Origin of the sequence: Micromonospora sp. NBC_00858 (assembly GCF_045207365.1) — a bacterium.
GTDB lineage: Bacteria > Actinomycetota > Actinomycetes > Mycobacteriales > Micromonosporaceae > Micromonospora.
In genome coordinates this window covers 4,687,182-4,713,801 of sequence record NZ_CP108828.1, presented here as the reverse complement: position 1 = coordinate 4,713,801, position 26,620 = coordinate 4,687,182, and the positions used below count along the sequence as shown (strand labels likewise).

Annotated in this window: 21 protein-coding genes; 15 read left to right on the top strand and 6 right to left on the bottom strand. The window is 74.0% G+C overall.

Features of this window, described 5'->3' with window-relative positions:
* Positions 1–28 precede the first annotated feature (28 nt).
* From OG990_RS21890 to OG990_RS21880, 3 genes are all read left to right on the top strand, one after another.
* A complete protein-coding gene (locus tag OG990_RS21890; RefSeq protein WP_386989612.1) occupies positions 29–490 on the top strand; it encodes a helix-turn-helix domain-containing protein in 462 nt (153 codons plus the stop codon).
* Positions 491–688: 198 nt separating this feature from the next.
* Positions 689–1,579: a PspA/IM30 family protein gene (locus OG990_RS21885; protein ID WP_328424704.1), complete on the top strand. Its 891-nt coding sequence runs from the start codon at positions 689–691 to the stop codon at positions 1,577–1,579.
* Positions 1,580–1,602: 23 nt separating this feature from the next.
* A complete protein-coding gene (locus OG990_RS21880; RefSeq protein WP_406076998.1) occupies positions 1,603–2,415 on the top strand; it encodes a hypothetical protein in 813 nt (270 codons plus the stop codon).
* Between the two features lie 39 nt (positions 2,416–2,454).
* Here the strand turns inward: OG990_RS21880 and OG990_RS21875 are convergent, their stop codons facing one another.
* Both OG990_RS21875 and OG990_RS21870 read right to left on the bottom strand, forming a co-directional pair.
* A complete protein-coding gene (locus tag OG990_RS21875; RefSeq protein ID WP_406076997.1) occupies positions 2,455–6,117 on the bottom strand; it encodes a hypothetical protein in 3,663 nt (1,220 codons plus the stop codon).
* Between the two features lie 171 nt (positions 6,118–6,288).
* Entirely contained in the window at positions 6,289–7,167 is an 879-nt protein-coding gene (locus OG990_RS21870) for a DNA-formamidopyrimidine glycosylase family protein (protein WP_406076996.1), read from the bottom strand.
* 109 nt (positions 7,168–7,276) lie between these two features.
* Between OG990_RS21870 and OG990_RS21865 the strand changes: the two genes are divergently transcribed.
* On the top strand, positions 7,277–8,476 hold the full coding sequence (locus tag OG990_RS21865; protein ID WP_406076995.1) for a hypothetical protein: 1,200 nt from the start codon (positions 7,277–7,279) through the stop codon (positions 8,474–8,476).
* A 25-nt stretch (positions 8,477–8,501) separates the two neighbouring features.
* Here the strand turns inward: OG990_RS21865 and OG990_RS21860 are convergent, their stop codons facing one another.
* Complete coding sequence (locus tag OG990_RS21860; RefSeq protein ID WP_278138018.1) at positions 8,502–8,744, bottom strand: CPCC family cysteine-rich protein; 243 nt, start codon at positions 8,742–8,744, stop codon at positions 8,502–8,504.
* Between the two features lie 154 nt (positions 8,745–8,898).
* On the opposite strand from OG990_RS21860, the gene OG990_RS21855 reads away from it, so the two are divergent.
* Positions 8,899–9,498, top strand: coding sequence for a hypothetical protein (locus OG990_RS21855; protein WP_406076994.1), 600 nt, complete (start codon positions 8,899–8,901; stop codon positions 9,496–9,498).
* Positions 9,499–9,533: 35 nt separating this feature from the next.
* On the opposite strand, the gene OG990_RS21850 is transcribed toward OG990_RS21855, so the two are convergent.
* Complete coding sequence (locus OG990_RS21850; RefSeq protein WP_406076993.1) at positions 9,534–14,216, bottom strand: DEAD/DEAH box helicase; 4,683 nt, start codon at positions 14,214–14,216, stop codon at positions 9,534–9,536.
* 178 nt (positions 14,217–14,394) lie between these two features.
* Between OG990_RS21850 and OG990_RS21845 the strand changes: the two genes are divergently transcribed.
* The 10 genes from OG990_RS21845 (at position 14,395) to OG990_RS21800 (ending at position 24,694) form a co-directional block, all read left to right on the top strand.
* Positions 14,395–14,781 (top strand): hypothetical protein, encoded by a 387-nt coding sequence (locus OG990_RS21845; protein ID WP_328424727.1) that lies wholly within the window; start codon positions 14,395–14,397, stop codon positions 14,779–14,781.
* 170 nt (positions 14,782–14,951) lie between these two features.
* Positions 14,952–17,786 (top strand): Na+/H+ antiporter subunit A, encoded by a 2,835-nt coding sequence (locus OG990_RS21840; protein WP_406076992.1) that lies wholly within the window; start codon positions 14,952–14,954, stop codon positions 17,784–17,786.
* Positions 17,783–18,262, top strand: coding sequence for a Na(+)/H(+) antiporter subunit C (locus tag OG990_RS21835; protein ID WP_406076991.1), 480 nt, complete (start codon positions 17,783–17,785; stop codon positions 18,260–18,262). Before OG990_RS21840 ends, OG990_RS21835 begins: the two co-directional genes overlap by 4 nt.
* Entirely contained in the window at positions 18,262–19,767 is a 1,506-nt protein-coding gene (locus tag OG990_RS21830) for a Na+/H+ antiporter subunit D (protein WP_355608241.1), read from the top strand. Before OG990_RS21835 ends, OG990_RS21830 begins: the two co-directional genes overlap by 1 nt.
* On the top strand, positions 19,764–20,372 hold the full coding sequence (locus OG990_RS21825; RefSeq protein ID WP_406076990.1) for a Na+/H+ antiporter subunit E: 609 nt from the start codon (positions 19,764–19,766) through the stop codon (positions 20,370–20,372). The genes OG990_RS21830 and OG990_RS21825 overlap by 4 nt, the downstream gene beginning before the upstream one ends.
* Positions 20,369–20,632 (top strand): monovalent cation/H+ antiporter complex subunit F, encoded by a 264-nt coding sequence (locus OG990_RS21820; protein WP_355608247.1) that lies wholly within the window; start codon positions 20,369–20,371, stop codon positions 20,630–20,632. The genes OG990_RS21825 and OG990_RS21820 overlap by 4 nt, the downstream gene beginning before the upstream one ends.
* Positions 20,632–20,991, top strand: coding sequence for a monovalent cation/H(+) antiporter subunit G (mnhG, locus tag OG990_RS21815; protein WP_355608492.1), 360 nt, complete (start codon positions 20,632–20,634; stop codon positions 20,989–20,991). Before OG990_RS21820 ends, mnhG begins: the two co-directional genes overlap by 1 nt.
* A gap of 183 nt (positions 20,992–21,174) precedes the next feature.
* Positions 21,175–22,542, top strand: a complete 1,368-nt coding sequence (locus tag OG990_RS21810) for a hemolysin family protein (RefSeq protein ID WP_386989577.1) — start codon at positions 21,175–21,177, stop codon at positions 22,540–22,542.
* Positions 22,539–23,603, top strand: a complete 1,065-nt coding sequence (locus tag OG990_RS21805; protein ID WP_355608251.1) for a hemolysin family protein — start codon at positions 22,539–22,541, stop codon at positions 23,601–23,603. The genes OG990_RS21810 and OG990_RS21805 overlap by 4 nt, the downstream gene beginning before the upstream one ends.
* Positions 23,604–23,764: 161 nt before the next feature.
* Positions 23,765–24,694 (top strand): sporulation protein, encoded by a 930-nt coding sequence (locus OG990_RS21800; protein ID WP_406076989.1) that lies wholly within the window; start codon positions 23,765–23,767, stop codon positions 24,692–24,694.
* 11 nt (positions 24,695–24,705) lie between these two features.
* On the opposite strand, the gene leuE is transcribed toward OG990_RS21800, so the two are convergent.
* Both leuE and OG990_RS21790 read right to left on the bottom strand, forming a co-directional pair.
* Positions 24,706–25,377, bottom strand: a complete 672-nt coding sequence (gene leuE, locus OG990_RS21795; RefSeq protein ID WP_328424745.1) for a leucine efflux protein LeuE — start codon at positions 25,375–25,377, stop codon at positions 24,706–24,708.
* Positions 25,377–26,618 carry a bifunctional pyridoxamine 5'-phosphate oxidase family protein/GNAT family N-acetyltransferase gene (locus OG990_RS21790; RefSeq protein WP_328424747.1) on the bottom strand — a complete coding sequence of 414 codons (1,242 nt, stop codon included), beginning with the start codon at positions 26,616–26,618 and terminating at the stop codon, positions 25,377–25,379. Before OG990_RS21790 ends, leuE begins: the two co-directional genes overlap by 1 nt.
* Positions 26,619–26,620 lie beyond the last annotated feature (2 nt).

Here is a 26,620-nt window from a genome sequence, read left to right as displayed (position 1 = left end):
TGAGAGGTATCCCTCAGGGGGAGGTGCGATGGTCCTGCTACGCCGGGTGATCGGTGACGCACTGCGGGCGCGCCGGCAGGGGCAGCAGCGCACGCTGCGCGAGGTGTCCACCGCCGCCAACGTCAGCCTCGGCTACCTCTCCGAGATCGAGCGGGGGCACAAGGAGCCGTCCAGCGAGCTGCTCGCCGCGATCTGCGACGCGCTCGGGGCCCGCCTGTCCGAGCTGCTGCGCGAGGTGAGCGACACCGTGGCGCTGGCCGAGCAGATGCCCGGGGTGCTGGTTCCCATGCCGGACGAGCAGGCCGAGGCCGCTCCCGTCGGTGCCGCGTCCGCCGTGCGCAGGAACACCCCCAACCGGGGCGTACGTCAGGTCACCTCCGACGGCAAGGTCGCGGTCTCGGTCCGTCAGGACTCGCCGCTCAAGGCCACGCTGCGCAGCACCCGGGTCCGCCCCACCGAGCGCGACCGGGACGTGGTCTGCGCCGCCTGAGGTCCTTCGTGTGGACCATGGGCGAGGTGGCACCAGCCGCGTAGGGTTGCCTTCAGGAGCTGGCGGTGCTCTCGACCGTCCGGTACGGATGCCTTGTTGGCGTCCGGCTGGGACGATGGAGATCGGCCGGGTCACGTTCGGGTCGGTCCATCCGGCCCGAGCGCGACGGAGCGACGCTACTGAGGGGATACCGCGGAGATGGCGAACCCGTTCGTCAAGGGCTGGAACTACCTGATGGCGCTCTTCGGTGCCAAGATCGACGAGCACGCCGACCCCAAGGTGCAGATCCAGCAAGCCATCGAGGATGCCCAGCGTCAGCACCAGGCGCTGGTCCAGCAGGCTGCCGCGGTGATCGGCAACCAGCGTCAGCTGGAGATGAAGCTGTCCCGGCAGATGACCGAGGTCGAGCGGTTGCAGGGCAACGCCCGGCAGGCCCTGGTGCTGGCGGACCAGGCCCGGGCCAAGGGTGACGAGGCCGAGGCCGGGCGATTCGAGCAGTCTGCGCAGACCCTGGCCACCCAGCTGGTCTCCGCCGAGCAGGCCACCGAGGACCTGAAGACCCTGCACGACCAGGCGCTGGGCGCCGCCGCGCAGGCCCGCCGTGCCGTGGAGAACAACTCGATGATCCTCCAGCAGAAGCTGGCCGAGCGCACCAAGCTGCTCAGCCAGCTGGAGCAGGCCAAGATGCAGGAGACGGTGGCCCGCTCGCTGGAGTCGATGTCGTCGTTGACCGCGCCGGGCACCACCCCGTCCCTGGACGAGGTCCGCGACCGCATCGAGCGGCGGTACGCCAACGCGATGGGCCGCGCGGAGCTGGCCGGCAACTCGGTCGAGGGCCGGATGCTGGAGATTCAGAAGGCGACCATCGACTCGGCGGGCTCGGCCCGGTTGGAGCAGATCCGGTCGAGCATGGCCGGAGAGCAGCTCGGCGGTGCGGCGCAGCGACCGGCCGTGCCGCAGGCCGGGACGCCCAGCCCGGCCAGTTCGGCCAGCCCGGCCAGTGACCCGGCTGCGGCTGCACGGCTGGACGAGCTCCGGGCCAGCATGGCCCGCGAGCGGGGCACCGGCGACCCGACCGCCGCCGGCTGAACGACCGGTCCGAGGAGGTCAGGGTGGCAGACGAGCGGACGCGGTACTTCCGCCGGCTGGATCGGCTGCGCCGGTCCGCCCGGCGGTGGAGTGTGCTGGCCGGTGGACTCGGCGGCGCGGCGGCGGTCCTGACTCCGTACGCCGGCCTTGGTCTGCCCGACGCGGCCTGGGCCGGCGCCGCCGGCAGTGCGGTGGCGCTGGCCGCCTGGCGCTGGGTCGACCTGCGCGCACTGGCCGCCCGCCCCGCGCCCCCGGCGCTGGACCCGGCCGAGGCCGCGGCACGGTCGCGGGCCCGTCTGGTCGCCGCCGTCGAGCGGTTGCCGATTGGTCCGGGCGTGCTGGCCGAGGTACGTCGGGTCCGCACCCGGGTCGCACTGCGCGGCACCAGCGCCGGGCAGCAGTGGGCCCGATTGGACCGGGCCGCGCTCACCCTGGCCGGGATGGCCCCCCGTCTCACCGGGCTGGCCGAACCAGCGGTTCTGGAGGCCACCGCCGCCGACCGGTCGCTACGCGACCTGGTCGGCCGGGTGGCCAGCGTCGAACGGGCGCTGCGGCTGGCCCCGACCGACGCCCGGGCGCCGCTGGCCGAGGCGCACGGCGCGCTGACCGCCCAACTGGAGAGCGGGGTCGCGGCCTACGAACGGCTGGTGGTCGCCGCCGCCGGCTACCTGGCCGAGGACGCCCGCCCGGAGACCGCCGACCCGGCCGCTGCCCGACTCACCGAGGCGACCGACCTGCTGCACGGGGTGGCCTCGGCACTGGCCGAGCTGCGCGCCGTCGGCACGCCGCTGCGCGCCTCCGCGGAGCACAACCCGCCGCTGCGCGCGCCCCGCTGAGCACAACCCACCGCTGACCGCGCCGCGCACTCCGGCCGGTCACGGCGGGGTGGTGACCGGGATGGGGCCGGTGTACGCCGAGCTGCCCACGACGTTGAACGACCGGATCCGGTAGTGATAGGTCACGCCCCGCGCCAGCCCGGTGTTGGTGAATCCGCGACCGGTCACCGTGAAGGTGGCCACCTCCCGGCCGAACGCCGGGTCCAGCGCCCGTTGAACGATGAATCCGGACCCCGGGCCGGCGGGCGTGGTCACCGCCCAGCCCAGGATCACCGTCGCGGTGTCCGGTGCCGGAGCGCTGGCGGTGGCGCTCACCCCGCTCGGGGCGCCCGGCGCGGGTGGGGTGCTCACCGCGGCCACCGTCGACCAGGCCGAGGCGGCGCCCAGGTACGTGGTCCGCACCCGGTAGTAGTACGTCGTGTCCGGGGCGACCGTGACGTCCAGGTGGTTGTCGCCGACCCCGATCGCGGTGGTGCCGGGGCCGCTGGTGAAGGTCGGGTTGGTGGCCCGCTGCACGTCGATGCCGGTGGCGAAGGAACGGTTCGTCCAGCGCAGTGCCACCCGTAGCGGCGCGGCCGGCGGGATCGCCCCGATCAGCCCACCCGGAGCGGCCAGGTGTACGGAGGCCGGCACGCTGTTCGACCAGGACGAGTAGCTGACCGCGTTCTCTGCCCGGATCCGGTAGTGGTAGGTGACTCCGGGGGTGACCGTCGCGTCGGTGTACCGGGTGGCGGCGGCCGCGACGGTGATCGTGGTGACCTCGCCGCCGAAGGTCGCGTCGGTGGCCCGCTGGAGCAGGTGGCTGGTGGCCGGCGGGCGGCCGCCGTTGCCGGTCCAGGCCAGCGCGATCGCGGGCAGGGCGGTGGCCGAGCCGGGCGCCGGCGTGGCGGTCAGCCCGGTCGGTGCCTTCGGTGCCACCCGCAGCACCAACGGCCGGTTCATCCCCAGGTCGCGGTGGCCGGCGAGCTGGCTGTGCAAGCGGTACTCCCAGCCCAGGTTGACCAGCTGGTTCACCACCACCGCGGGTCGCCCGTCGGCCGGGCTGACCGGGGTCGACCCGGTCCGTGCCCCGGCCGGGCGACCTGGGTCGAGCAGCCGGACGCTGTCGCCCAGCTTGAACGGCAGCGTCGGGGCGACCGGGCGCAGCGCCACCACCACGTCCTCCCGGGGGTTGACCCGGACGATCTCCTTCCAGCCCAGCTCCGCACCGTGCGGGGGTCGCAGCGTGCCGTCCCAACCGACCCGGTTGACCAGCTGCACGTCGCAGCCGCCGAAGCGCAGCGGCTCGGTCTGCCGGACGTTGCCGCTGATCCGCCAGAGCTGCGTCCCGTCCGTGGGCGCGCCGACCGGCACGGCCGGGTCGGCGGCGAAGAGCACCTCGGTGACCGGGTCGGTCGGCCCGAGAGGCAGGGTCGCCGGGGTGAGCGGCCCGGCGTGCGGGTGCCCGACGCCGAGCCGGCCGGCCAGCCGGCCGTGGTCGGGCTCGAAGACCTGTTGCGCGGCCTTGACCGCGACCGGCAGGGTGACCGGGCCGGAGCTGCCCGCCGGAGTGAAGGTCACCGTGCTGGCATGCACCGGCACGGTCGTCTCCCGCGCGGTCCGGGTGCCGAACGCCGGGTCGTACGCCGGCTGCGGCACGATCGGCGGGCGCTGGCTGGCCACGTACGCCAGGGGCAGCCGGTCGCGCAGCCGGGCCAGGTTGTACGGCGGTGCCGGCGCCCCGGTCACCCGGAACTGGAGCAGGGTGCGGGTGTTCGGGCCGTACCCCGGCTCGGTGGCGGGCGGGCCGCCCTCGGCGGTCCGGTCCGGCGCGTCGGTGTGCTGGTCGTAGCGCGGGTCGAAGCCGGGCAGCGGGGCCGGGGCGTCGTTGTACAGGATCAGCGTGCTGCCCGGTGGCACGGCGGAGAAGTCGACCAGCACGTCGGCCCGCTCGCCCGGGGCGAGCAGCAGCGCGTGCCCGTCGACGTTCAGCACGGTCGGGTCGAGGCGGTCGTAGCGGTAGCCGATCGGCTGGTTTGGCAGCACCACCGGGGCGGGCAGCAGGCCGGCCTCGTTGCCGATCTGGATGAACTCCGGTCCGGCGGCGCGCGGGTCCGGCACCCCGCCGTCCCGCCCGTCGGTCGGCCAGCTCGCCGGCCGGTCCGCCGCCCGGACGGCGGGCACCATCGGCACCTCGCCGGCGTCGGCGTCGACCAGGTCGCCGTCGTCGGTCCACATGGGGCTGTCCGAGCAGGCACGGTAGAGCTGGAGGTTGAGGCTGCGGTCCAGGCAGGCGTTGAGGATCCGGAACCGGTACGCGCGCGGCCGCACCTCCAGGTACGGGTAGGCGGCGCCGTTGACCAGCGGGGTGTCGCCGTACGCCTCGGGCACCGCGGACGGGTGCGGCACCCCGGGGCTGAGCGGGGGTTCGTCGGGTGCGCCGACCGGGTCGTGGTGCGGGTTCGGGACCGGGCCGGGCCCGGTCAGCGGCGGTCCAGCACCGTCCGCCGTCGGCCAGCCGTCGGTACGGGTGCCGTCCGGGGCCGGGTTGCGGGACCAGGGACCGTAGTCCCACCGGCCGGTGGGGTTGCGCCCGCCGGACCGGTACGGGTTCTGCCGGGGTTGGTAGACGTGCGGATGCCAGAGGCTGCCCCGAGCGCCCCAGCGTTCCCGGTCCCAGGTCGGGTCCTCGGCGGCCAGTTGGGTGTCGTCCGGCACGAACGTCTTGTCCTCGATCACCAGCGGCAGTTGGTCGGGCGGCAGCACCCCGTCCGCGACGAGCTGCTCCTCGGCCGGGTCGGTCAGCAGGTAGAGCGCGAGCTGCCCGCCGTAGACCGTGAGGCGGGCCAGGCCGAGGGTGTTGTCGTGGAACCACAGCAGCCGGCCGCTCTGCTCGTTCGGGTAGTAGAGCGTGGTGGCGCCGGTCCCGGGCGGCGGCATGTCCGGCACGTGGGTCAGGCCCGGCCCGGTCGGGTACGGGGTGATCTCCCCGGCCGGGGTGATCCACTGCCCCGGGTTGCCGGCGCTGGTCCAGCCGGTCCGCGCCCCGGCCAGGTGCAGCACCGCCCGGTTCTGCGGGTACGGCGCCGGGCCGTCCAGCGGGCCAATGCCGGCCCCCGGGACCGTGTCGTCAACCGGCAGGAACAACTCGCCGGCCCGGCCGGTGGGGAGCTGGTTGATGAACTTCACCCGGACCGGTCGGCCCCGGCGGGCGAGGATCATCGGACCGAGGTGCCAGGGCCGCTCCGGCGGTGCCACGGTGTTGTGGCCCGACGCGTCGGTGCCCAGGTTGAGCTGGCGGTAGCCGCGCAGCCGGGTGGCCGGCAGGTCGCGGTGCAGCCGCTGGGCGTACTCCTGCAGACCGATCTCGTAGTAGTCGCAGCCGGGGTAGCTGATCGTGTCCGGTACCGCCACCGGGAGGTACCCGCCGAGCTCGGTGCGGCCCTGCTGGCCCGGGATCGGCAGCGCGTCGACGAACTTCCGCAGCCCGGTGCCTCGCACCACGCGCCCGTCGGGGTCACGCGCCGGGCGAGGGCTGTGCGCGAAGTTCGGCACCGGGCCGAAGCAGCGGGGCAGGACGGCCGGGTCCAGGCTGGCCGTCGGGGCGGCCTCCTCGGCGGTCCGGGCGGCCGGCGCGGACGCGGTCCAGCCGTTGGCGCGGCTGTTGTTGTCGCGGGCTGTCCGCTCGAAGAAGGTGGAGCGGAGTCTGCGGAACATCGCCATGACTCTCCCGGGGTCGGGGCACGAGGGCCGCCACCCCGGCGTGGCGACCTGGTCGAGCCCGGCACTCTGCTGACGGTCGGTGAGCACCCAACCGCAGCATGAGACTCGGACGGCCGGTTAGGAATTACCCAATCGTCCGTATCTGGGATGACCTCGGTTCACGAGGGATGGTCAGCCGGGCGACGGGGCGGCCGGGTGCTCCGGCTGGCAGACCGGGCACCAGTAGGTGACCCGTTCGCCCAGCTCCCGCTTGTGGATCGCGGTGCCGCAGCGGCGGCAGGGCTGGGCGCGGCGGCCGTACACATAGCTGGTCTGGCCGCGGTGCAGCGATCCGGTGGTGCTCTGCGTCCAGCGGCCCCGGTTGGCGGCCAGCAGTCGCTGGGCGAGGGCCACCATCCCGTCCAGGTCGGGCACCGCGCCCACCGGCGCCCACGGTGACACGCCGCGCAGGAAGAGCAGCTCGGACTTGTAGAGGTTGCCCACCCCGGCCAGGTTGCGCTGGTCGAGCAGCGCTTCGCCGATCGTCTGCTCCGGGTGGGTGGCGAGCCGGCGCACCGCCTCGGCCGGATCCCAGTCCGGGCCGAGCAGGTCGGGGCCGAGGTGGCCGACCAGGCGGTCCTCCTCGGCGGTCGGCACCAGGGCCAGCTCGTGCAGGTGGTAGCCCACGGCGACCGCGCCGGGGCTGCGCAGCACCACCCGGATCAGGTGCGCCGGTCGACCACTCCAGCGTTCCCCCGGCGCGTACGCCCGCCAGGCGCCGTCCATCCGCAGGTGCGAGTGCAACGTCCAGTGCGGCTCATCGGCCCCGGCGCTCGCGCTGGCGGCGGCTCCGCGCGGCCCGTCGGCGGGGGCGGCTCCGCGCGGCCGGGCGGGGGCGGTGAGGCGGAGCAGCAGGTGCTTGCCCCGGCTGGCGGACTCGCGCACGGTCCATCCGGTGAGATCGGTGGTGGCCAACTGCGGCACCCGGAAGTCACTGGAGGTGAGCCGCGTGCCAGCCAGCGCACGGTGCAGCACGCGCGCGGTGTTCCAGACAGTGTCGCCTTCGGGCACCCCGCCATTCTCCCTCTTTAGAGCGGCATTCGCATGTGTCGCTATTTGTACTCTGGTTCCTCATGATCTCCCGACATGCGAGGGTCAGGAGGTTCTGAGGAGAATGCCCATGATGGGACCGCGTTGTCGTATCCGATCGGTCGCCCTCGTCGCCACCCTCACCCTCGGGCTCACCGTCGCGCTCATACCCGCCGTCACCGCAGTCCCGGCCACCTCCGCCGCCGGCCACTCGCTCACCCTCGTCGCCGCCCCGGCCGGCGAACGCTGGAACGCTGATCTGTCGGTCGTCGACCGCGACGACGTCAACGTCCGGCGTACCGCCGCCGGGTTGCGGCTGCGCGAGGCCCGGTCCGCCGGGCGCAGCCCTCGCAGCGCGGTCGCCGAAGGGATGCTGCTGACCGCCCCGCGCACCCTCAGCCGGCCGGCAACCCGGGTCCGCGCCGAGATCACCGCCCAGGTCCCCGCCGGTGCCACCGTAGAGGCGCAGGTCCGGGGCTGGCGGGTCAACGGCTGGACCGAGTGGCGGGCCGCCACCGCCGGCGCGGTCTTCGACCGTCCGGTCAGTCGGGTGCAGACCCGGGTGGTGCTCACCGCGCCGGCCGGCGGGGCCACCGCGACGGTACGCGGTGTCCAGCTCACCGCCGACGCGGCCGCCGCCGTCTCCGCCGCCACGCCCGGCCTCACCTACCGGGTGTACGCCACCCGGATCGGCCTGGTCGGCGAGCAGACCGCCAACGGTCGCACCGTGCAGCCGCGGGACCACTTCGTGGCGCTACCGTCGCGGCGTGGCCTGTCGCCGCTCAACAGCGGCGACTACACGGTGCGGGTCTGCACCACCACCGGCTCCCGGTGCGAGTACGCCCCGGTCTGGGACGTCGGGCCGTACCTGCCGCAGGGTCGACCCGAGGCGCAGGCCGCGTACCAGTCCGGCTACAACGGCGGGCGGGACCAGTTCGGCCGCACCGTGCTCAACCCGGCCGGCGTCGACCTGGCCGACGGCACCTTCTGGGACGGCTTGAAGCTGACCACCAACGCCTGGGTGGACGTGGCCTACCTGTGGACCGGTGGCGGGCCGCGCGGGGTGGTGGGCGACGGGCCGCTCAACATCCGTACCGCCGCCAGCACGTCGTCCCCGATCCGGGGCCTCGCCGCCCGGTTCGCCAACGTGCCGATCCAGTGCTACGTCACCGGCCAGTCGGTGGCCGGCCCCTACCGCACCACCACCCGGTGGAACCGCCTGGCCAGCGGGCAGTACGTCAGCCACGCGTACATCTCCAGCTTGTACGGAGGCGCGGTGCCGGTCTGCTGAGCCGAGTTCGTTCCGTCGGGCGCCGTCAGGGGCGCTCGTCGGGGCGGGCCTGGCGCACCATGTCCTGGTAGCGCGGGTGGCTGGCACCGTAGACGGCGTAGTTGAGGCGGGCGTGCGAGAGGCTGAGATCGCCGTTGGGGCCGCCCCGGACGGCGTCGGCATCGGCATCGGTCTGACCGTCGTCGGTCCAGAAGCAGACCGGGCACGTCCCGCCGCCGGTCCGGGAGGCGCAGCAGGGACAACCCACGGGAACTACGTGTTCACCCACCGGGGAAGCATTCCACAGTTGAATATCAGCGGGCGACCCGCAGGAGGTCGCCCGGAGCCATCCCAAAGGCCCACCGCCGGCTGGCGGATATGGGACAGGCGCACTGGCCCACCGGCCACTCCCGCCGCCGAGTGCCGTTGGGGAGACTGCCCTGGTGACATATCGGAGCATGCCGGCCGTCGGAGCACTCATGGTCGCCGTCGCCCTCACCGCCGGCTGTGGCAGCGACGACGCCGACCGGCCGGACGCCTCGTCCGTCTCGGCTCCGGCGGCCACCGGGCTGCCGGCGGCGCCGATGCCCTCGACAGTCGCGCCCAGCGCCGGCAGTGCCGCGCCCTCGTCGGCTCCGTCAGCCCGGCCAGTCCTGCCGGCCCCGCCGCCCGCCGCTCCGCAGGAGCCGACTGAGCGCCGATCCAGCCCGCCGCCGGTGGTGCTGCCCCAGCGCCCGGCCGGGGCGCCCGGCGCGAAGCAGGTCGTCGACGCGTTCGTCGCCGCCGGTCTGAAGGCGACGCACCCGAAGGACCGCTCGGTCGACTGCGGCCCGGACGGGCTCGGCCTGGGCTGTTCCGAGCTCATCGCCACCGACGCCGTCACGGTGTACGTGTTCCCCGACGAGATCAGCGCCAGTGACATCGCGGCGACCTGGAGCGGCCAGTCGTACCAGCGCGGCGCGGTGGTGCTCAACTACCTGGAGGCGAAGACCCCGGCCGCCGACCGCCCGCGCTACGAGAAGGTCCTCGCCAACCTGCGCTGAGCACCGAGCCGGCGTCGGCCGTTCGGCAGGCGGGGTCAGCCGCGGAGGCGCAGGCCGCGTGGGGTGGCCCGGAAGCCGGCGGCGGTCAGCGCGTCGCGCAGCGCCGACGAGCGCACCGCCTCGCCGTCGGCCCGCTCCACCGACATGGCGCCCAACGCTCCGGAGTGGACAGCGTCGGCGAGCGCCTTGCCGGCTGCGGCGAGCGTGTCGATGTCGTCGGTGAAGGAGAGCAGCGTCCGGCCGCCGCGCTCCACGTAGAGCACCAGGTCGCCGCCGACCTGCACCACCAGGGCGCCCGCCTTACGGCCGGCCCGGTGCCCGGTCGCGGGGACGGCCCCGTCGCCGGAGTCGACCACCCGTTCCGGCCAGGGCAGCGCCGCCCCGTACGGATTGGCCGGGTCGGTGGCGGCGAGCACCGTGGCCGGGGTGCCCCGGCCCCGGGCGCCGTCGGCAGGCTCGGCCAGTGCGCGCAGCCGGTCGACCGCGCCGGGCACCGCGAACTGCGCTGCGCCCAGCCCTTCCACGAAGTAGCCCCGGCGGGCCGCGCCGCGCTCCTCCAACGCCGACAGCACCGGGTAGACGGCGGCGAAACCGCCGACCACCTGCTCGGCCATCACCGCGCCGCGAGTGACCACCCCGTGCCGCTCCAGCAGCACGTCGGCGAGGGCTGCGGCGCGCCGGGTCGGGTCGAGGTCCCGCTCCGGCAGCCGCGACCAGCGGCCGGCGACCGTCGGCGGACCGCCCCGGCTGGGCAGCGCCACCCGACCCGGCCGCCGGTAGCGGGTACGCGGCGCGGACGGTCGGGAGCGGTGCGCACCGCCGGCGCCGAGCACCGCGCGCAGCGGGGCGAGGGTGTCGTTGGTGAGGTGACCGGCCCAGACCAGGTCCCAGATCACGGCGGTCAGCGCCGCGTCGTCGGTCGAGCCGACCCGGTCGGCCAGCGGCCGGAAGAACAGCGCCTGCCCGTCGCCGAGTGCGTCGAGCACCGCCTCGTGCAGCGGGGTCCGGGTCAGCGCCTCGTCGGGCGGCGGGAGTAGCAGCGGCGCGGAGTCCGCGTACGCCAGGGTGACCCAGCCGTCGCCGCCGGAGATCGCCCCCGACCCGGCCCAGAGCACCTCCCCGCTGGCGCAAAGCTCGTCGAGCTGGGCGGGGGAGTAGTCGGCGACCCGGCCGGGCAGCACCAGCCGCTCCAGGGCGGACGCCGGCACCGCCGCGCCCTGCAACTGCTCCACGGTCGCGGCGAGCGCCTCCACCCCCCGGGCGGACGAGCCGACCTGTTGCCAGCGGGGCAGGAAGGTGGCCAGCGCGCGGGGCGGCACCGGCTCGATCTCCCGGCGCAGCGCCGCGAGCGAGCGGCGGCGTAGCAGCCGCAGTACCTCCGCGTCGCACCACTGGGCACCGGCCGAATCCGGGGTGAACTCCCCGGAGACGACCCGCCCGGTGGCACCGAGCCGGCGCAGCGTCTGCTCCACCACGAACACGCCGAGGCCGAACCGGGCCGCGCAACTCGCCGCAGCGAACGGCCCGTGGGTGCGGGCGTAGCGGGCCACCAGGTCGCCGAGCGGGTCGGTCACCGGGGCGAGGTACGCCTCGGCCACCCCGACCGGCAGTGCCACGCCGAGCGCGTCGCGCAGCCGGGCGGCGTCCTCGACGCCGACCCAGCGCTGCTGGCCGGCGATCCGGACCCGCAGCACCCGGCGGGCGGCCTCCAGCTCGGTCAGCCAGGTCTCCGGCGCGCCCCGCTCGGCCAGCTCCGCGGTGCTCAGGTCGCCGAGCACCCGCAGCAGCTCGACCACGTCCTCGGCGTCGCGTGGGCGGCGCTGCTCGGTCAGCCAGCGCAGCTGCCGCTCGGTCTCGGCGAGCACCGTCGGGTCCAGCAGTTCGCGGAGGTCGACCCGGCCGAGCAGCTCGCCGAGCAGCGTCGAGTCCAGGGCGAGCGCGGCGGCGCGCCGCTCGGCGAGCGGGGCGTCGCCCTCGTAGAGGAACGCCCCGACGTAGCCGAAGAGCAGTGACCGGGCGAACGGGGACGGCTGGCTGGTCTCCACCTCGACCAGCCGCACCTTGCGGTTGGCCAGGTCGCGCATCAGCCCGGCCAGCGCAGGCTGGTCGAAGACGTCCTGGAGGCACTCCCGGGCGGCCTCCAGAGTGACCGGGAAGTCGGCGTACTCGCGGGCCACGTCGAGCAACTGCGCGGCACGTTGCCGCTGCTGCCAGAGCGGTTGGCGGCGGCGCGGGTCGCGGCGGGGCAGCAGCAGCGACCGGGCGGCGCACTCCCGGAATCGAGCGGCGAACAGCGCCGAGGTGCCGACCGACTCCTCCACGAGCTGGGCGATCTCGTCGGGCTCGAAGACCACCACGTCGGCGCCGGGTGGCTCGTCGGCGGTGTCCGGCAGGCGCACGACGATGCCGTCGTCGGAGGGCATCACCTGAGCGTCCACCCCGTAGCGCTCGGCCAGCCGGCGGCCCACCGCGAGGGCCCACGGCCCGTTGACCCGCGCGCCGAGGACGCTGTGCACGGCCAGCCGCCAGTCGCCCAGCTCGTCGCGGAACCGCTCGACCACGATCGTCCGGTCGTCGGGCAGCGAGCGGGTGGCTTCCCGCTGCTCGCGCAGGTACGCCATCAGGTTGGCGGCTGCCCAGTCGTCCAGCCCGCCGGCGCGCAGCGCGGCCAGCGCCGCCTCGTCGGTCTGGCGCAGCAGGGTGCGCACCCGGGCGCCGATGGCGCGGCCCAGCTCGACCGGCCGGCCCAGCTGGTCGCCCTTCCAGAACGGCATCCGGGCCGCCTGCCCGGGGGCCGGCGAGACCAGCACCCGGTCCGGGGTGATCTCCTCGATCCGCCAGGAGGACGAGCCGAGCAGGAAGACGTCGCCGACGCGCGACTCGTAGACCATCTCCTCGTCCAGCTCGCCGACCCGGGCGGCGCGCTCGGCGCCGGCCAGGAAGACCCCGAACAGGCCCCGGTCGGGGATGGTGCCGCCGCTGGTCACCGCGAGCCGCTGCGCGCCGGGGCGGCCGGTGAGCAAGTCGGTGGCCCGGTCCCAGACCAGCCTGGGGCGCAGCTCGGCGAAGGCGGTGGACGGGTAGCGGCCGGAGAGCATGTCCAGTACGGCGTGCAGCGCGGAGTCGGGCAGCTCGGCGAAGGGCGCGGCCCGGCGGACCAGCACGGCCAGGTCGCCGACCCGCCACGGCTCCAGTGCCACCATGGCGACGATCTGCTGGGCCAGCACGTCCAGCGGGTTGCGCGGGTAGTGCAGCTCCTCGATCGCGCCGTCGGTCATCCGCTCGGCGACGACCGCGCAGGAGAGCAGGTCGCCGCGGTGCTTGGGAAAGACCACCCCGCGGGAGACCGCGCCCACCTGGTGCCCGGCCCGGCCGACCCGTTGCAGCCCGGCGGCCACGCTCAGCGGCGCCTCGATCTGCACCACCAGGTCGACCGCGCCCATGTCGATGCCCAGCTCCAGGCTGGAGGTGGCCACCACCGCCGGGAGCTGGCCGGACTTGAGCGCCTCCTCGATGTGCTTGCGCTCCTCCCGGGAGACGCTGCCGTGGTGCGCCCGGGCGATCACCGGCGTCGCGCCGGTGGCCGCGCCGGACTGGGCCATGACCTCGGCCGGCGGCCGGCTGCGGACCGGACCGGCCGGGCCGCCCCACCGCGGCGCGTCGCCCACCGGGCCGTCGTCGCCCACCGGGCCGTCGCCCGGCGACCACCCGTCCGGTACGCCGACCGCGCCGTCGCCTGCCTGTGCGGTGGCCTGCGCGCTGGCCACCTCCTCGGCGGCCAACTCGTTGAGGCGCGCGCAGAGCCGCTCGGCGCTGCGCCGGGAGTTGGTGAAGACGATGGTGGAGCGGTGCGCCCCGATCAGCGAGAAGACCCGCTCCTCCACGGCCGGCCAGATCGAGGCGCGGCGCGGCCCGGGACCGCCGAAGGCGTCCTCCGACGGCTGCTCCTGCTCGTCCAGGCGGGTCATGTCCTCCACCGGGACCTGCACACTGACCTCGATGGTCTTCGGCGTGGCCGGCTGCACGACGTCGACCGGCCGGGCGCCGCCGAGGAAGCGGGCGCAGGCGTCGATCGGCCGGACGGTCGCGGAGAGGCCGATCCGCTGTGCCGGGGCGGGCAGCAGCTCGTCGAGACGTTCCAGTGAGAGGGCGAGATGGGCGCCGCGTTTGCTGCCGGCCACCGCGTGCACCTCGTCGACGATCACCGTCTGGACGCCGCGCAGTGAATCCCGGGCGGCGGAGGTGAGCAGCAGGAACAGCGACTCGGGCGTGGTGATGAGGATGTCCGGTGGAGTGCGGGCGAAGGCTCGGCGCTCGTCGGCCGGGGTGTCGCCGGTGCGCATCCCGACGGTGATGTCGGGCGGGGCGACGCCGAGCCGGGTCGCCGCCTGCCGGATGCCGGCCAGCGGGGCGCGCAGGTTGCGCTCCACGTCGACGGCGAGCGCCTTGAGCGGGCTGACGTAGAGCACCCGGCACCGCTGTCGGGCCTCGGCCGGAGCCGGCTCGCGGGCCAGCCGGTCCAGCGACCAGAGGAAGGCCGCGAGCGTCTTGCCGGAGCCGGTGGGTGCCACGACGAGGGCGTTGCGGCCGGCGGCGACCGATCGCCAGGCTCCGGCCTGGGCGGCGGTGGGCGCGGCGAAGGCGGCGTCGAACCAGGCGCGGGTGGCCGGGCCGAACCCGGCGAGCGCCGCGCCGGTGTCTGCGTCTGCGCCGGTCACCGGTCCATCGTGCCCCGCTGGTACGACAACCACGAACGATCCACGGTGGAATGTGTCCGGCTGAACGGCATAAGCACCGAACGCGCGCTTAATACGTTAAGTCTCACTTAACTGCTTGCTTCTGAGGAGCAACATAAAGTAACTTCACTCGCAACGCGAACCGGGGTGGGGGGATCGGATGGCCGGCGAGCAGCGCAACGTCGAACCCGGCACCGATGTGCTGATCCGCAAGGTCGACAGCCACCTCGCCACGCTCCGCGGCGGCCTGCACGGTGCCGAGCTGCAGCTCGCCGAACGCCTCGCCCGCTGCCTGCGCGAGTTGGTCGTCTCGACCGCCCAGGCCAGCGCCGCCGACCGCGGCCAGGTCCGCGTCGCCGTCCACTACTTCGTGCTGCGCCGGGAGAGCCGTGGCCGGCTGCTCTCGGTGCGGTCGCTGGCCGCAGCGGAGCGGGTGGTCGACAAGGTCGCGCGTCAGCTGGGTCGCGTCGATCTGCTCGCCGAGTTGGCACGAGGCCGCCCGGCCAGCGACGACACGGTGCCCGTCGAGGACGCCCTGCTGCGCTGACCGCCGACGATGTCCGCGGCCTGCTGCCGCACCTCGCACGCCTGGCGCACCCGCCCGTCGCCGACAGCGCACGAATTCCGGCAAAACGGCCCGGCGAGCGACGAACTGACGTCTGATCGCTGCTAGGCGCCACCGCTGTCCGGCGTCGGCCACCTCGATCGGGAGCGCGAGTGCTGGTACTGCTCATCCTCCACCTCGTGGCGGCCCTATCCGCGCCGCTGCTCGTCCGGTGGTGGGGGCCACGAGCGTGCTACCCGCTGGCGCTGGCGCCGGCCGCCGCGTTCTGCTGGGCGGTGGCCCGCACCCCGGCCGTCAGCCACGGCGGGGCGGTGGTCGAGACGTACCCGTGGATCCGGCAGTTGGGCCTCGACATCGCGCTTCGGCTCACCACGCTGTCCTGGCTGATGACCCTGCTGATCGGCGGCATCGGCGCGCTGGTGCTGGTCTACTGCGCCCGGTACTTCTCCGCCGGCTCGACCGGGCTGGCGCAGTTCGCCGGGGTCCTGGTCGCCTTCGCCGGCGCGATGCTGGTTCTGGTCTTCGCCGACGACCTGCTGCTGCTCTACGTGGGGTGGGAGCTGACCACGATCTTCTCGTACCTGTTGATCGGCCACAGCACCGAACGGCGGTCCAGCCGGTGGGCGGCGGCGCACGCGCTGACCGTCACCACGCTGGGCGGGTTGGCAATGCTGGTCGGGTTCATCATGCTGGGCGAGCACGCCGGCACCTACCGCTGGTCCGAGATAGCCGCACAGCCGCTGCCCGGCGGCGGGTACCTGGTCACCGCAGTGCTGCTGATCCTGACCGGCGCGCTGTCCAAGTCGGCGGTGCTGCCGTTCAGCACCTGGCTGCCGGCCGCGATGGCGGCACCCACCCCGGTCAGCGCGTACCTGCACGCCGCCGCCATGGTCAAGGCCGGCGTCTACCTGATCGGGCTGCTCGCGCCGGTGCTCGCCACGGTCGGCCCGTGGCGGCCCGTGGTGCAGGTCGCCGGCCTGGCCACCATGCTGTTCGGCGGCTGGGCGGCGCTGCGGCAGACCGACCTGAAGCTGTTGCTGGCATACGGGACGATCAGCCAGCTCGGTCTGCTGGTCACGGTGACCGGGGCCGGCACCCCGGACGCCGCCCTGGCCGGCACCGCGATGCTGCTGTCGCACGCGCTGTTCAAGGCGGCGCTGTTCCTGGTCGTGGGCGTCATCGACCACAGCGCCGGCACCCGCGACCTGCGCCAGTTGTCCGGGCTGCGGCACTGGTCCCGGCCGCTGTTCGTGGTCGCTGTGCTGGCCGCGGCGTCGATGGCCGGGGTGCCGCCGCTGGTCGGCTTCGTAGCCAAGGAGGCGGTGTTCGCGGCGTTCACCGACCAGCCGGTGGTCCTCGCCGGTCTGGTTGCCGGGACGGTGCTCACCGTCGCGTACAGCGCCCGGTTCGTCTGGGGCGCGTTCGCCGACCGGCCCGGCGTGGAGCCGATCCAGGCAGGCCGGGTCGCCGGGTCGCTGCTGGTCCCACCGGCCGTGCTGGCCGCCGCCAGCCTGCTCGCCGGCCCGGCCGCCAGCGTGCTGGACGGCCTGCTGCGCCCGTACGCCGATCTGCTCGGCGGGGTGCACGCGCATCTGGCGCTCTGGTCCGGACCGAGCCCGGCGCTCGGCCTGACCGTGCTGGCGCTCGCCGGCGGCGGCCTGCTCTTCGCCCTGCGCGGACCGCTCGCCCCGGTGCTGGCCCGGACCCACTCGCCGATCACCGGCAGCCAGGGGTACGAGTGGATCGTGGGCCGGTTCGACCGGATGGCCATCGAGGTCACCGGAGCGACCCAACGTGGCTCCCTGCCGCAGTATCTGGGCATCATCCTGGTCGTCCTGGTGCTGCTGCCCGGCGGGGCGATGCTCGCCGCAGGCCCGTGGCACGCTCGGATCCCGCTCTGGGACTCCCCGCTGCAACCGGTGGTCGTGGTGGTGATCGCGGTGGCCGCGGTACTGGCGGTCGGCGCCCGCCGCCGGCTGACCGCGATGCTGCTGGTCGGGATGACCGGCTACGGCATCGCCCTGCTGTTCGTCCTGCACGGCGCGCCCGACCTCGCGCTCACCCAGTTCCTGGTGGAGACCGCGACCATCGCGGTCTTCGTGCTGGTGCTGCGCCGCCTGCCGGAACGGTTCTCGGCCCGCCCGCTGCGCCGCAGCCGGTGGGCCCGCCGGGCGATCGGGGTGGCGGCCGGCGTGGTGGCCGCCGGACTGGCCCTCGTCGCGGCGGGCGCCCGCCGGGCACCGGAGATCTCCGCCGCCTTTCCGGACCTGGCGGTGGCCCAGGGGTACGGCCGGAACGTGGTGAATGTGACCCTGGTCGACATTCGGGCCTGGGACACCATGGGGGAGCTGTCGGTGCTGGTGGTGGCCGCGACCGGGGTGGCCAGCCTGGTCTTCGAGCGGTCCCGCGGCGGGCCACGGCCGCGCCGACCGGGGCCGGACAGTCGGGCCACCCGAACCGGACGGCCGGTGTGGCTGCGCGGAGGGCCCACCCTGCACGAGGAGCGGCGGTCGATCGTCCTGGAGGTGGTCATCCGGCTGATCTTCCACACCGTGGTGCTGTTCTCCCTGTTCCTGCTCTTCTCCGGGCACAACGCGCCGGGCGGCGGCTTCGCCGGTGGGCTGGTGGCGGGTCTAGCCCTGGTGGTCCGCTACCTGGCCGGCGGCCGGTACGAGCTGGCCGAGGCGGCCCCGGTCGGCGCCGGCACGGTCCTCGGCACCGGGCTGGCCGTGTCGGTGGGCACGGGCGTGGTGGCGCTGCTGGCCGGCGGATCGGTGCTGGAGAGCGCCAAGGTCGATCAGTCCCTACCGCTGGTCGGCGACACCCACCTGGTCACCTCGCTCTTCTTCGACGTCGGCGTGTACCTGGTCGTGATCGGGCTGGTGCTGGACGTCCTGCGCAGCCTGGGAGCCGAGGTGGACCGGCACATCGAGGCGACCGGAACCGCCACCGGCGGGCTCGCCGTCGACAAGGGGGACCGGGCATGACCACCGGCGGCGCGGGGCCCACGCTGGTGCTGGTGCTCGCCGTCGGGGTTTTGGTCGGGTGCGGGGTGATCCTGCTGCTGGAGCGCAGCCTGACCCGGATCCTGCTCGGCGTGATCCTGATCGGCAACGGGGTCAACCTGCTGATCCTGTTGGGCGGCCGGTCCGGTGGGGCGCCGATCGTCGGCACCGGCCCGGTGGACCGGATGAGCGATCCGCTGCCGCAGGCCATGGTGCTGACCGCCATCGTGATCACCTTCGGGTTCACCGCGTTCCTGCTCGCCGTGGCGTACCGCAGCTGGTACCTCAGCGGCGACGACGAGGTGCCCGACGACCTTGAGGACCAGCAGATCATCCGCCGGGCCGAGCGCAACGAGCCGGGCGCCATGGACGTCGGCGGGGAGGGCCCGGACGAAGACCCGGAGCAGGTCGATCCCGAGCCCGCCCGGCGTCGGCTGCGGCGCGGGGACGAGGCGTGATGAGCGCGCTGCTGCCGCTGCCGGTGGTGGTGCCGCTGCTCGGTGCGGCGCTGACCCTGCTGCTGGCTGCCCGGCCCCGGCTCCAGCGGGCGGTCAGCACGCTCTGCCTGAGCGGCACCCTCGCCGTGGCGGTTCTGCTGCTGGTGCAGGCGTACCGGCACGGGCCGGTGGTGATGGCGGTGGGCGCCTGGCCGGCACCGGTCGGCATCGTCCTGATCGCCGATCAACTCGCCGCACTGATGCTGGTGGTCTCCTCGGCGGTCACCCTCTGCGTGCTGCTCTACTCGATCGGCCAGGGCGGGAGCGAGAGGGACGAGACCGCGCCGGTGGCCATCTTCCACCCGACATACCTGGTGCTCACCGCCGGCGTCACCAACGCGTTCCTCGCCGGTGACCTGTTCAACCTCTTCGTCGGTTTCGAGATCCTGCTGGCCGCCAGCTTCGTGCTGATCACGCTGGGCGGCACCGAGACCCGGATCCGGACCGGCTCGACGTACGTCGTGGTCAGCATCCTCTCCTCGATGATCTTCCTGACCGCGGTGGGGCTGGTGTACGCGGCCACCGGCACACTCAACCTGGCCCAGCTCGCCCAGCGCCTCGACGACCTGCCGGACAGCGTCCGGCTGACCCTGGAGCTGATGCTGCTGCTCGGCTTCGCGATCAAGGCGGCGGTCTTCCCCCTGTCGGCCTGGCTGCCGGACAGCTACCCCACCGCGCCAGCCCCGGTCACCGCCGTCTTCGCGGGGTTGCTCACCAAGGTGGGCGTCTACGCGATCATCCGCACCGAGACGCTGCTCTTCCCGGGCGGGCAGGTCGACGGGCTGCTCATGGTCGTCGCCGGGCTGACCATGCTGGTCGGCATCCTCGGCGCGGTGGCCCAGTCGGACCTGAAGCGGCTCCTCTCGTTCACCCTGGTCAGCCACATCGGCTACATGATCTTCGGGGTGGCGTTGAGCACGGCCGCCGGCCTCGCCGGCGCGATCTTCTACGTGGTGCACCACATCACCATCCAGACCACGCTGTTCCTGGTCGCCGGGCTGGTCGAGGAGCGGGCCGGCAGCACCGACCTGCGCCGCCTCGGCGGGCTGGCCCGGATGGCGCCGCTGCTCGGCGTGCTGTTCTTCGTCCCGGCGATGAACCTCGCCGGGGTGCCGCCGTTCTCCGGCTTCCTCGGCAAGCTCGGCCTGCTCCAGGCCGGGGCGGCAGCCGGCGGTCCGCTGCCCTGGGCGCTGGTCGCGGCCGGCACGCTGACCAGCCTGCTCACCCTCTACGTGGCCTCCCGGGTGTGGAACATCGCCTTCTGGCGGTCGCCCCGGCTGGCCACCGCCGAGCCCGCCGTCCGAGTGCCCACGCTGATGCTCGGGGCCACCGGGGGCCTGGTCGCGTTCGGGCTGGCGCTGACCGTGCTGGCCGGCCCGATCTTCGACGTCACCGCCGACTCGGCCGCCGACCTGATCTCGCGTACCCCGTACGTGCGGGCCGTGCTGCCGGGTGGCGCACCGTGACCGGCCCGCGCGGGACGGCTCCGGCGGCCGCCGGCCCACCCCCACGGCGGGGTCGGCTCGGGCGCTGGCGGGACCAGGCGCTGGCGCTCGGCTGGCTGGTGGTGGTCTGGAACCTGCTCTGGGGCGAGGTCAACTGGGCCAACCTGGCCGGCGGCCTGCTGGTGGGCGGTGCGGTGCTGCTGTTCTTCCCGCTACCGCCGGTCACCTTCGGCGGCCGCCTGCGCCCCTGGGCGCTGCTGGTGTTCGCGGTCAATTTCGGCACGGAACTGGTGAGCGCGAGCCTGCACGTCGCCCGGATCGCCGTGCAGCCCGGCTACCGGCCGCGCGGGGCGATCATCGCGGTTCAGCTGCGGGTGCCCACCGACCTGAACCTGGCGCTCACCGCCGAGGCGGTCTCGCTGGTGCCCGGCACGCTGATCCTCGAGCTCGACCGGGATTCCGGGACGCTCTACCTGCACGTGCTGGACACCCACGGGCCGGCGGACCTGACCGCCGCCCGGGAGCGCACCCTCGCCGTCGAGCGGCGGATCATCCGCGCGGTGGGCTCCGCCGCCGAGCTGCGCCGCGTCCAGTCCGATCCCGTCGAGAGGGGTACCCGCCCGTGACCACGTTCCTAGCCGTCGTCCTCACCGCCCTGCTGTCGGTGACCGCGCTGCTCGCGCTGGCTCGGCTCTACCGGGGCCCATCGCTGCTGGACCGGGTGATCGCCGCGGATGTGCTGCTCGCCACCATGGTCGGCGCGGTGGGCGCCGAGGCGGCGGTCAACCGGCACGCCACCACGCTGCCCGTGCTGGTGGTGCTCTCCCTGCTCGGCTTCGTCGGCACGGTGTCAATGGTCCGCTTCGCCGTCCGGGAGCAGCCGTGATCGGGACGATCGCGGACTGGCTCGGTGCCGGTTGCCTGGTGGCCGGCGCGCTGCTCGGCCTGGCCGCCGGGATCGGCGCCCTGCGCTTTCCGGACGCGCTGTCCCGGATGCACGCGGCCACCAAGCCGCAGGTGCTCGGGGTGCTCCTGCTGCTGCTCGGCATCGCGCTGCGGCTGCGTAGCCCGGCGGATCTCGGCATGATCCTGCTGGTGGGGGTCTTCCAGTTGGCCACCGTGCCGGTCGCGGCGCAGATGGTCGGCCGCGCGGCGTACCGGTCCGGCCGGCTGGACCGAAATCTGCTCGACGCGGACGAACTGGCCGGACGTAACCCGGGTGGCGGCCGGGCAGGACCGGCGTGACGATCGAACGGTGGCGTGTGAACCGGACGATCAGGCCCCTTCGGCCCACCCCCAGCGGAGTCCCAGACAGCGCCGATAAAATAGCGACATGATCGACTCGTCTGCCCAGGAGGGCAGCAGTAGCCAGCCGGGTTGTGCCCGGCATCTTCCCGCCCCGACGACCCCGGGAGCCCTGAGCGACCCGTGTTGATCGTCGTTGGCCTTCTTCTGATTATCGTGCTCACCGCCGCCACCGGTTACTTCGTGGCGCAGGAGTTCGGCTATGTCGCCGTGGACCGGGGCAAGCTCCGCCAGCTCGCCGATGACGGCGACCAGGCCGCCGCCCGGGCCCTGGCCGTCACCAGCCGGCTCTCCTTCATGCTCTCCGGAGCGCAGCTCGGCATCACCGTCACCGCACTGCTGGTCGGGTACGTCGCTGAGCCGTTCCTCGGCGGCGGCCTCGCCGACCTGTTCGGCCTGGCTGGCCTCAGCGAGGCGGTCAGCCTGCCGCTGTCGGTGGCGCTGGCTCTGATCTTCGCCACCGTGGTGCAGATGGTCCTCGGTGAGCTGGCCCCCAAGAACCTGGCCATCGCCCGGGCCGAGCCGCTGGCCCGAGTGCTGAGCCGCTCCACCCTGGTGTACCTCGCCATCGCCGGGCCGGTGATCCGGCTCTTCGACCGGGCGTCGGTGCGGCTGCTCCGCCGGATCGGCATCGAGCCGATCGAGGAGCTGCCCAGCGGTGCCACCCCTGCCGACCTGGAACAGATCATCGCCGAGTCCCGCGAGGAGGGCACGCTGGACGCCGAGATGTCCACGCTGCTCGACCGAGGTCTTGACTTCCGGGAGCTGACCGCCGGCGAGGCCATGGTGCCCCGGGTCGACGTGCACACCGTACGGGCGCACGAGCCGGTGAGCCGGGTGGTGGAGTTGTTGGACACCGGTCACTCCCGGTTCCCCGTGCGCGGCGCGGACGGCGTCGACGACCTGATCGGCATCGTCGGCATCGCCGACGTGCTCGGCGTACCGCCGGGGGAGCGGGCCACCACCCCGGTGAGCGCGGTGGCCGGGCCGCCGCTGCTGGTGCCGGAGACGCTGCCGCTGCCCACGGTGCTCGACCGGCTGCGGTCCGGGCACCGACAGATGGCCTGCGTGGTCGACGAGTACGGCGGCTTCGCCGGCGTGATCACGTTGGAGGACATCGCCGAGGAACTGGTCGGCCCGATCCGGGACGAGGACGACCCGCCTGAGCGGGCGCCCGCCCGGCAGGACGACGGGTCCTGGGTGGTGCCGGCCCGCTGGCGGATCGACGAGGTCGCCGACAGCACTGGCATCGCGCTTCCCGAGGCCCCGGAGTACGACACCCTCTCCGGGCTGGTCATGCGGGAGCTGGGCCGGGTGCCGGAGGTCGGCGACCGGCTGGAGATCAGGCTGCTGCCCGAGGGTGCCGACGCCGAGGACGGCGAGGCGGAGCCCCGGGCGTTGGTCGAGGTGCTGGCCGTGGACCGGCACGTGGCCGACTCGGTCCGGCTTCAGCTGACCGAGCCGGGCGAGCGAAGCGAGGTGTCCGCATGAGCCCCGGGATCGCACTGTTCGTCTCGGTGGTCCTGCTGGCGCTGAACGGGTTCTTCGTGGCCGCCGAGTTCGCCCTGATCGCCAGCAAGCGGTACCGCCTGGAGCAGGCGGCGGCGAGCGGCGGCCGGGCGGCCCAGGCCGCGCTGGACGGCGTCCGTGAGCTGTCGCTGATGCTGGCCGGTGCGCAGCTCGGCATCACGCTGTGCACCCTGGGGCTCGGCGCGCTGGCCGAGCCGGCCATCGAGCACCTGCTCAGCCCTCTGCTGCACGCCGTGGGTCTGCCGGACGCGGCCAGCCACGGGATCGCTCTGATCTTCGCACTCGGTGTGGTCACCTTCCTGCACCTGGTGGTGGGGGAGATGGCGCCGAAGTCGTGGGCGATCACCGACCCGGAGCGCTCGGCCATCCTGCTCGCGCTGCCGTTCCGTGCTTTCGCCCGAGTGTCCCGGCCGGTGCTCTCCGCGCTCAACGCCATGGCCAACGCGATCCTGCGGCTGTTCGGGGTCAACCAGCAGGATCAGCTGGCCCAGGTGCACGGCCCGGACGAGCTGCGGATCCTGCTGGAGCAGTCCCGCGAGCACGGGTTGCTCGGTGCCGAGCAGCACCAGCTGCTCACCAGCATGCTGGAGTTGCAGGGCACATCGGTGGCGCAGGTGATGGAGCCGTTCGCCACCATGGTCACCGTTGGCAGGGACGACCCGGCCGAGCGGATCGAGCAGGTCAGCCGGGACAGTGGCCGGTCCCGGCTGGCGGTGCTGGACGAGGCGGGTGACGTCTGCGGCCTGGTGCACGTCCGGGAGGCGGTGCGGGTGGTCACCGCCGGCCGCAGCGCCACCGTCGGGGAGCTGATGACCCCCGCGTTCACCCTGCCCGCGACCTCCTCGGTCACCGAGGCGGTGGCCGCGATGCGGGCCCGGCAGTCCCAGCTCGCGCTCGTGCGCAACGGGGGTGGCCCGGCCCGGCCGATCGGTTTCGTGGCGCTGGAGGACCTGTTGGAGGAGGTCATCGGCGAGTTCGACGACGAGACCGACACGGTGCCGCGCGGCCGCCGCATGAGATGAAACCGGAGGGGTGGTCCCTCTTCGCGGAAGTTGAGGTGGCCACGCGCGGGGTCCGCGAGAGTTGAGGGGGCCACGCGCGGGGTCCGCGAGAGTTGAGGGGGCCACGCGTGGGTCCGCGGGGGTTGAGGTGGCTGTGAGCGTGGCCTGGTGGAGGGGGCGCGGTGCGGCTGACGGGGGTGTCCCGGGAGTCCGGCTGGACCGGGCTGTCCGTGCAGACCACGCTGGCCAATCCGAGCACCCGACCGGGCCTGCGCCTGCCAGGGCGGGTGACGCTGGCGGCCGGGCCGGACGACGTACTGGTGCGGCACATCCGGCTCGGCCTGGTCACCACGGTCGAGCCGGATGACCCGGCCGCCGCCCGGCGCCTGATGCAGTTCTGTCAGGTGCCGATCGCCGGCCGGTTCGTCGTGCCGGCCGGTCGCCGGCGAGCGGTCGACTTCGCGATGCCGTTGCCGTGGGAGACCCCGGTGACCATCTTCGGCGGGGTGCCGCTGCTGAACCTGCGGATGGGGCTGCGGACCGAGGTGTCCGTCGACCCGGAGCTGGATCAGGGCGCCATGGTGCCGGTCTTCGTGCACCCGATCCCCACCCAGCAGCATGTGCTGGCGGCGCTGGAGACGCTGGGTTTCGTGATCCGCCAAGCCGGGTTGCAGGAGGGCGGGCTGCCCGGGGTGGAGCACACCCTGCCGCTGCACCAGCGGTGGGGCTACTGGGTGGCGCCGCTCTACGCCGGCCCGATCACCGAGCTGGAGGTGATCTTCGTGACCAACTCGGCGGGTCTGGAGGCGATTCTCTGGATGGACCGCCGGCTGGCGCTGGCCGGGATCACCCACCAGAGCATCAGCCGGTTCCGGATCTGGCACGCGGATGCCGACCGGCGGGACTGGGTCACCACCGTGGACGGCTGGTTGCGCCACGCCATCAACCGGCACGCCGCCGCAGCCGCGCACGCCGACTGGTCCGCGCAGATCAGTGAGTCCGCCCATGTGAGCCGCCATCCCGACGAGCCGGTCCGGCCCGGCTTCGGCCTCGGCGGCACCGCTGGCGGGGCCGGCGTCGGTGGTGGCGGCTCCGGCGGTGACGGCACCTGACCAGGGTCGGGTCAGCCGGCGCTGGCGGTGGCGAGCTTGAGGCTGAAGGCGAGGAAGAGCGCGGCGACGGCGGTGGTGCCGCCGGCGGCGAGCCGGCGGCGCTGGCTGAACTGCGCGGCCAGGAAGGTGCCCGCGAAGATCAACGCGGTCAGGTAGAGCGCGCTGGTCACCTGAGCGATCAGCCCCAGCAGCAGGAACGACAGCGCCGGCCAGGCGTAGCCGGGGTCGACGAACTGGATGAAGAACGAGATGAAGAACAGGATCGCCTTCGGGTTCAGCAGGCTGATCACCAGCGCCTTGCGGAACGGGCTGCGCATCGCCGCCGGCTCCGCGGCGTCGATGAGCCGTGGCGTGCTCGGGTCGTTGCGGTCGCGCCAGCGCCGCCAGGCGCCGCGCAGCATGGTCACCCCGACATACCCGAGGTACGCGGCGCCGACGTACTTGATCACCATGAACACCGGCGGGTACGCCTTGAGCAGCGACGCCACCCCGGCAGCGGAGAGGAACATCAGCACCCCGTCGCCGACGAACACCCCGCCAGCGGCCCGGTAGCCGGCCCCCACGCCCCGTTTGGCGGCGGTGGAGAGCACGAAGAGTGAGTTCGGCCCGGGCAGCAGGATGATGGCCACGGTGCCCAGCACGTACGTCCAGATGTCGGTGATCCCCAGCACGCCCGCCATCATCACGCCACCGGTGCCGTCCGGCGAAGCCTTTCCCGGAGCCTGAGCTGTGCGTTCGGCCACTCATCGACGGTCATCGCGTACTGCACGGTGTCCCGCCAGGAGCCGTCCGGGCGTTGCCGGTGCATCCGCAGCACGCCCTCCCGGGTGGCGCCGAGCCGTTCGATGGCCGCCTGCGAGCGTTCGTTGCGGATGTCGGTGTGCCAGGCCACCCGCACCGCGCCCAACTCGTCGAAGGCCCGACTGAGCAGCAGCAGCTTCGCCTCGGTGTTGATCCCGGTACGCCACCACGGCCGGCCCAGGAAGGTGTACCCGATCGCGACCGACCGCCGTTCCGGGTCGATCTCGTAGTAGGACGTGCTGCCGACCACCGCCCCGGTCGCCGCGCAGCGCTGCACCCAGGGCACCCGCTCGCCGCGGTGCTGCGCGGCCAGCGCGGCGGCGATCACCTCGGCGGTCCCGTCTGGCGCGCTCGGTGCCGCGACGTTCATGTGCCGCCAGACCTCCTCGTCGGCGGTGGCGGTGTGCAGCTCGTCGGCGTGGGCCAGGTCCAGCGGCTCCAGCCGGACGTGTTCGCCGCTCATCGGGGCCGGGTCGTGCCAGGGCGTGCGGGGCGCTCGGAGGTACGCCGGCAGCGGCGCGGTGACTCCGGCGTCCGGCTCGGGCAGCCCGGCGGTCAGCCGCAGCGGCAGGACCCCGGCCCAGTGCGGCAGGTGCAGGTCGGCCTCGTCCTCGCGGACTCCTCCGCTGCGGGCCCGGACCGACACCTCGCGCAGCGGCAGTGCCAGTACGGCGGTCTCGGCCAGCTCCCGCCGGCTGGGCGGGCGGCTGTCCGCGCTGCGTCCCGCGCCCACCTTCTCCACCAGCGCGGTGAGCATGGCGGTCTTCTCCCGCTCGTCGGTGACCAGCCGGGCGGTGCCCAGCGCGACCACTGAGCGGTAGTTGGCGCTGTGGTGGAACTGGGAGCGGGCGTAGACCAGGCCGTCGAGCAGGGTCACCGTGACGCAGACCGGCAGCCCGTCGCCCCGGGCGGCGAGCAGCGGCCGGCTGCCGGTGGAGCCGTGCAGGTAGAGCGTGTCGCCGATCCGTACGTGCAGGGTGGGCAGCACCCGCGGCTGGCCGTCGACGGTGAACCCCAGCGCGCAGTGGTACGCCTCGTCGAGCACGGCGTGCGCGGCGTCCCGGTCGTAGCTCATCTTGTCGCGGGAACGGTTGGGGGTGGTCCGGGCGGTGGGTGGGTACATGC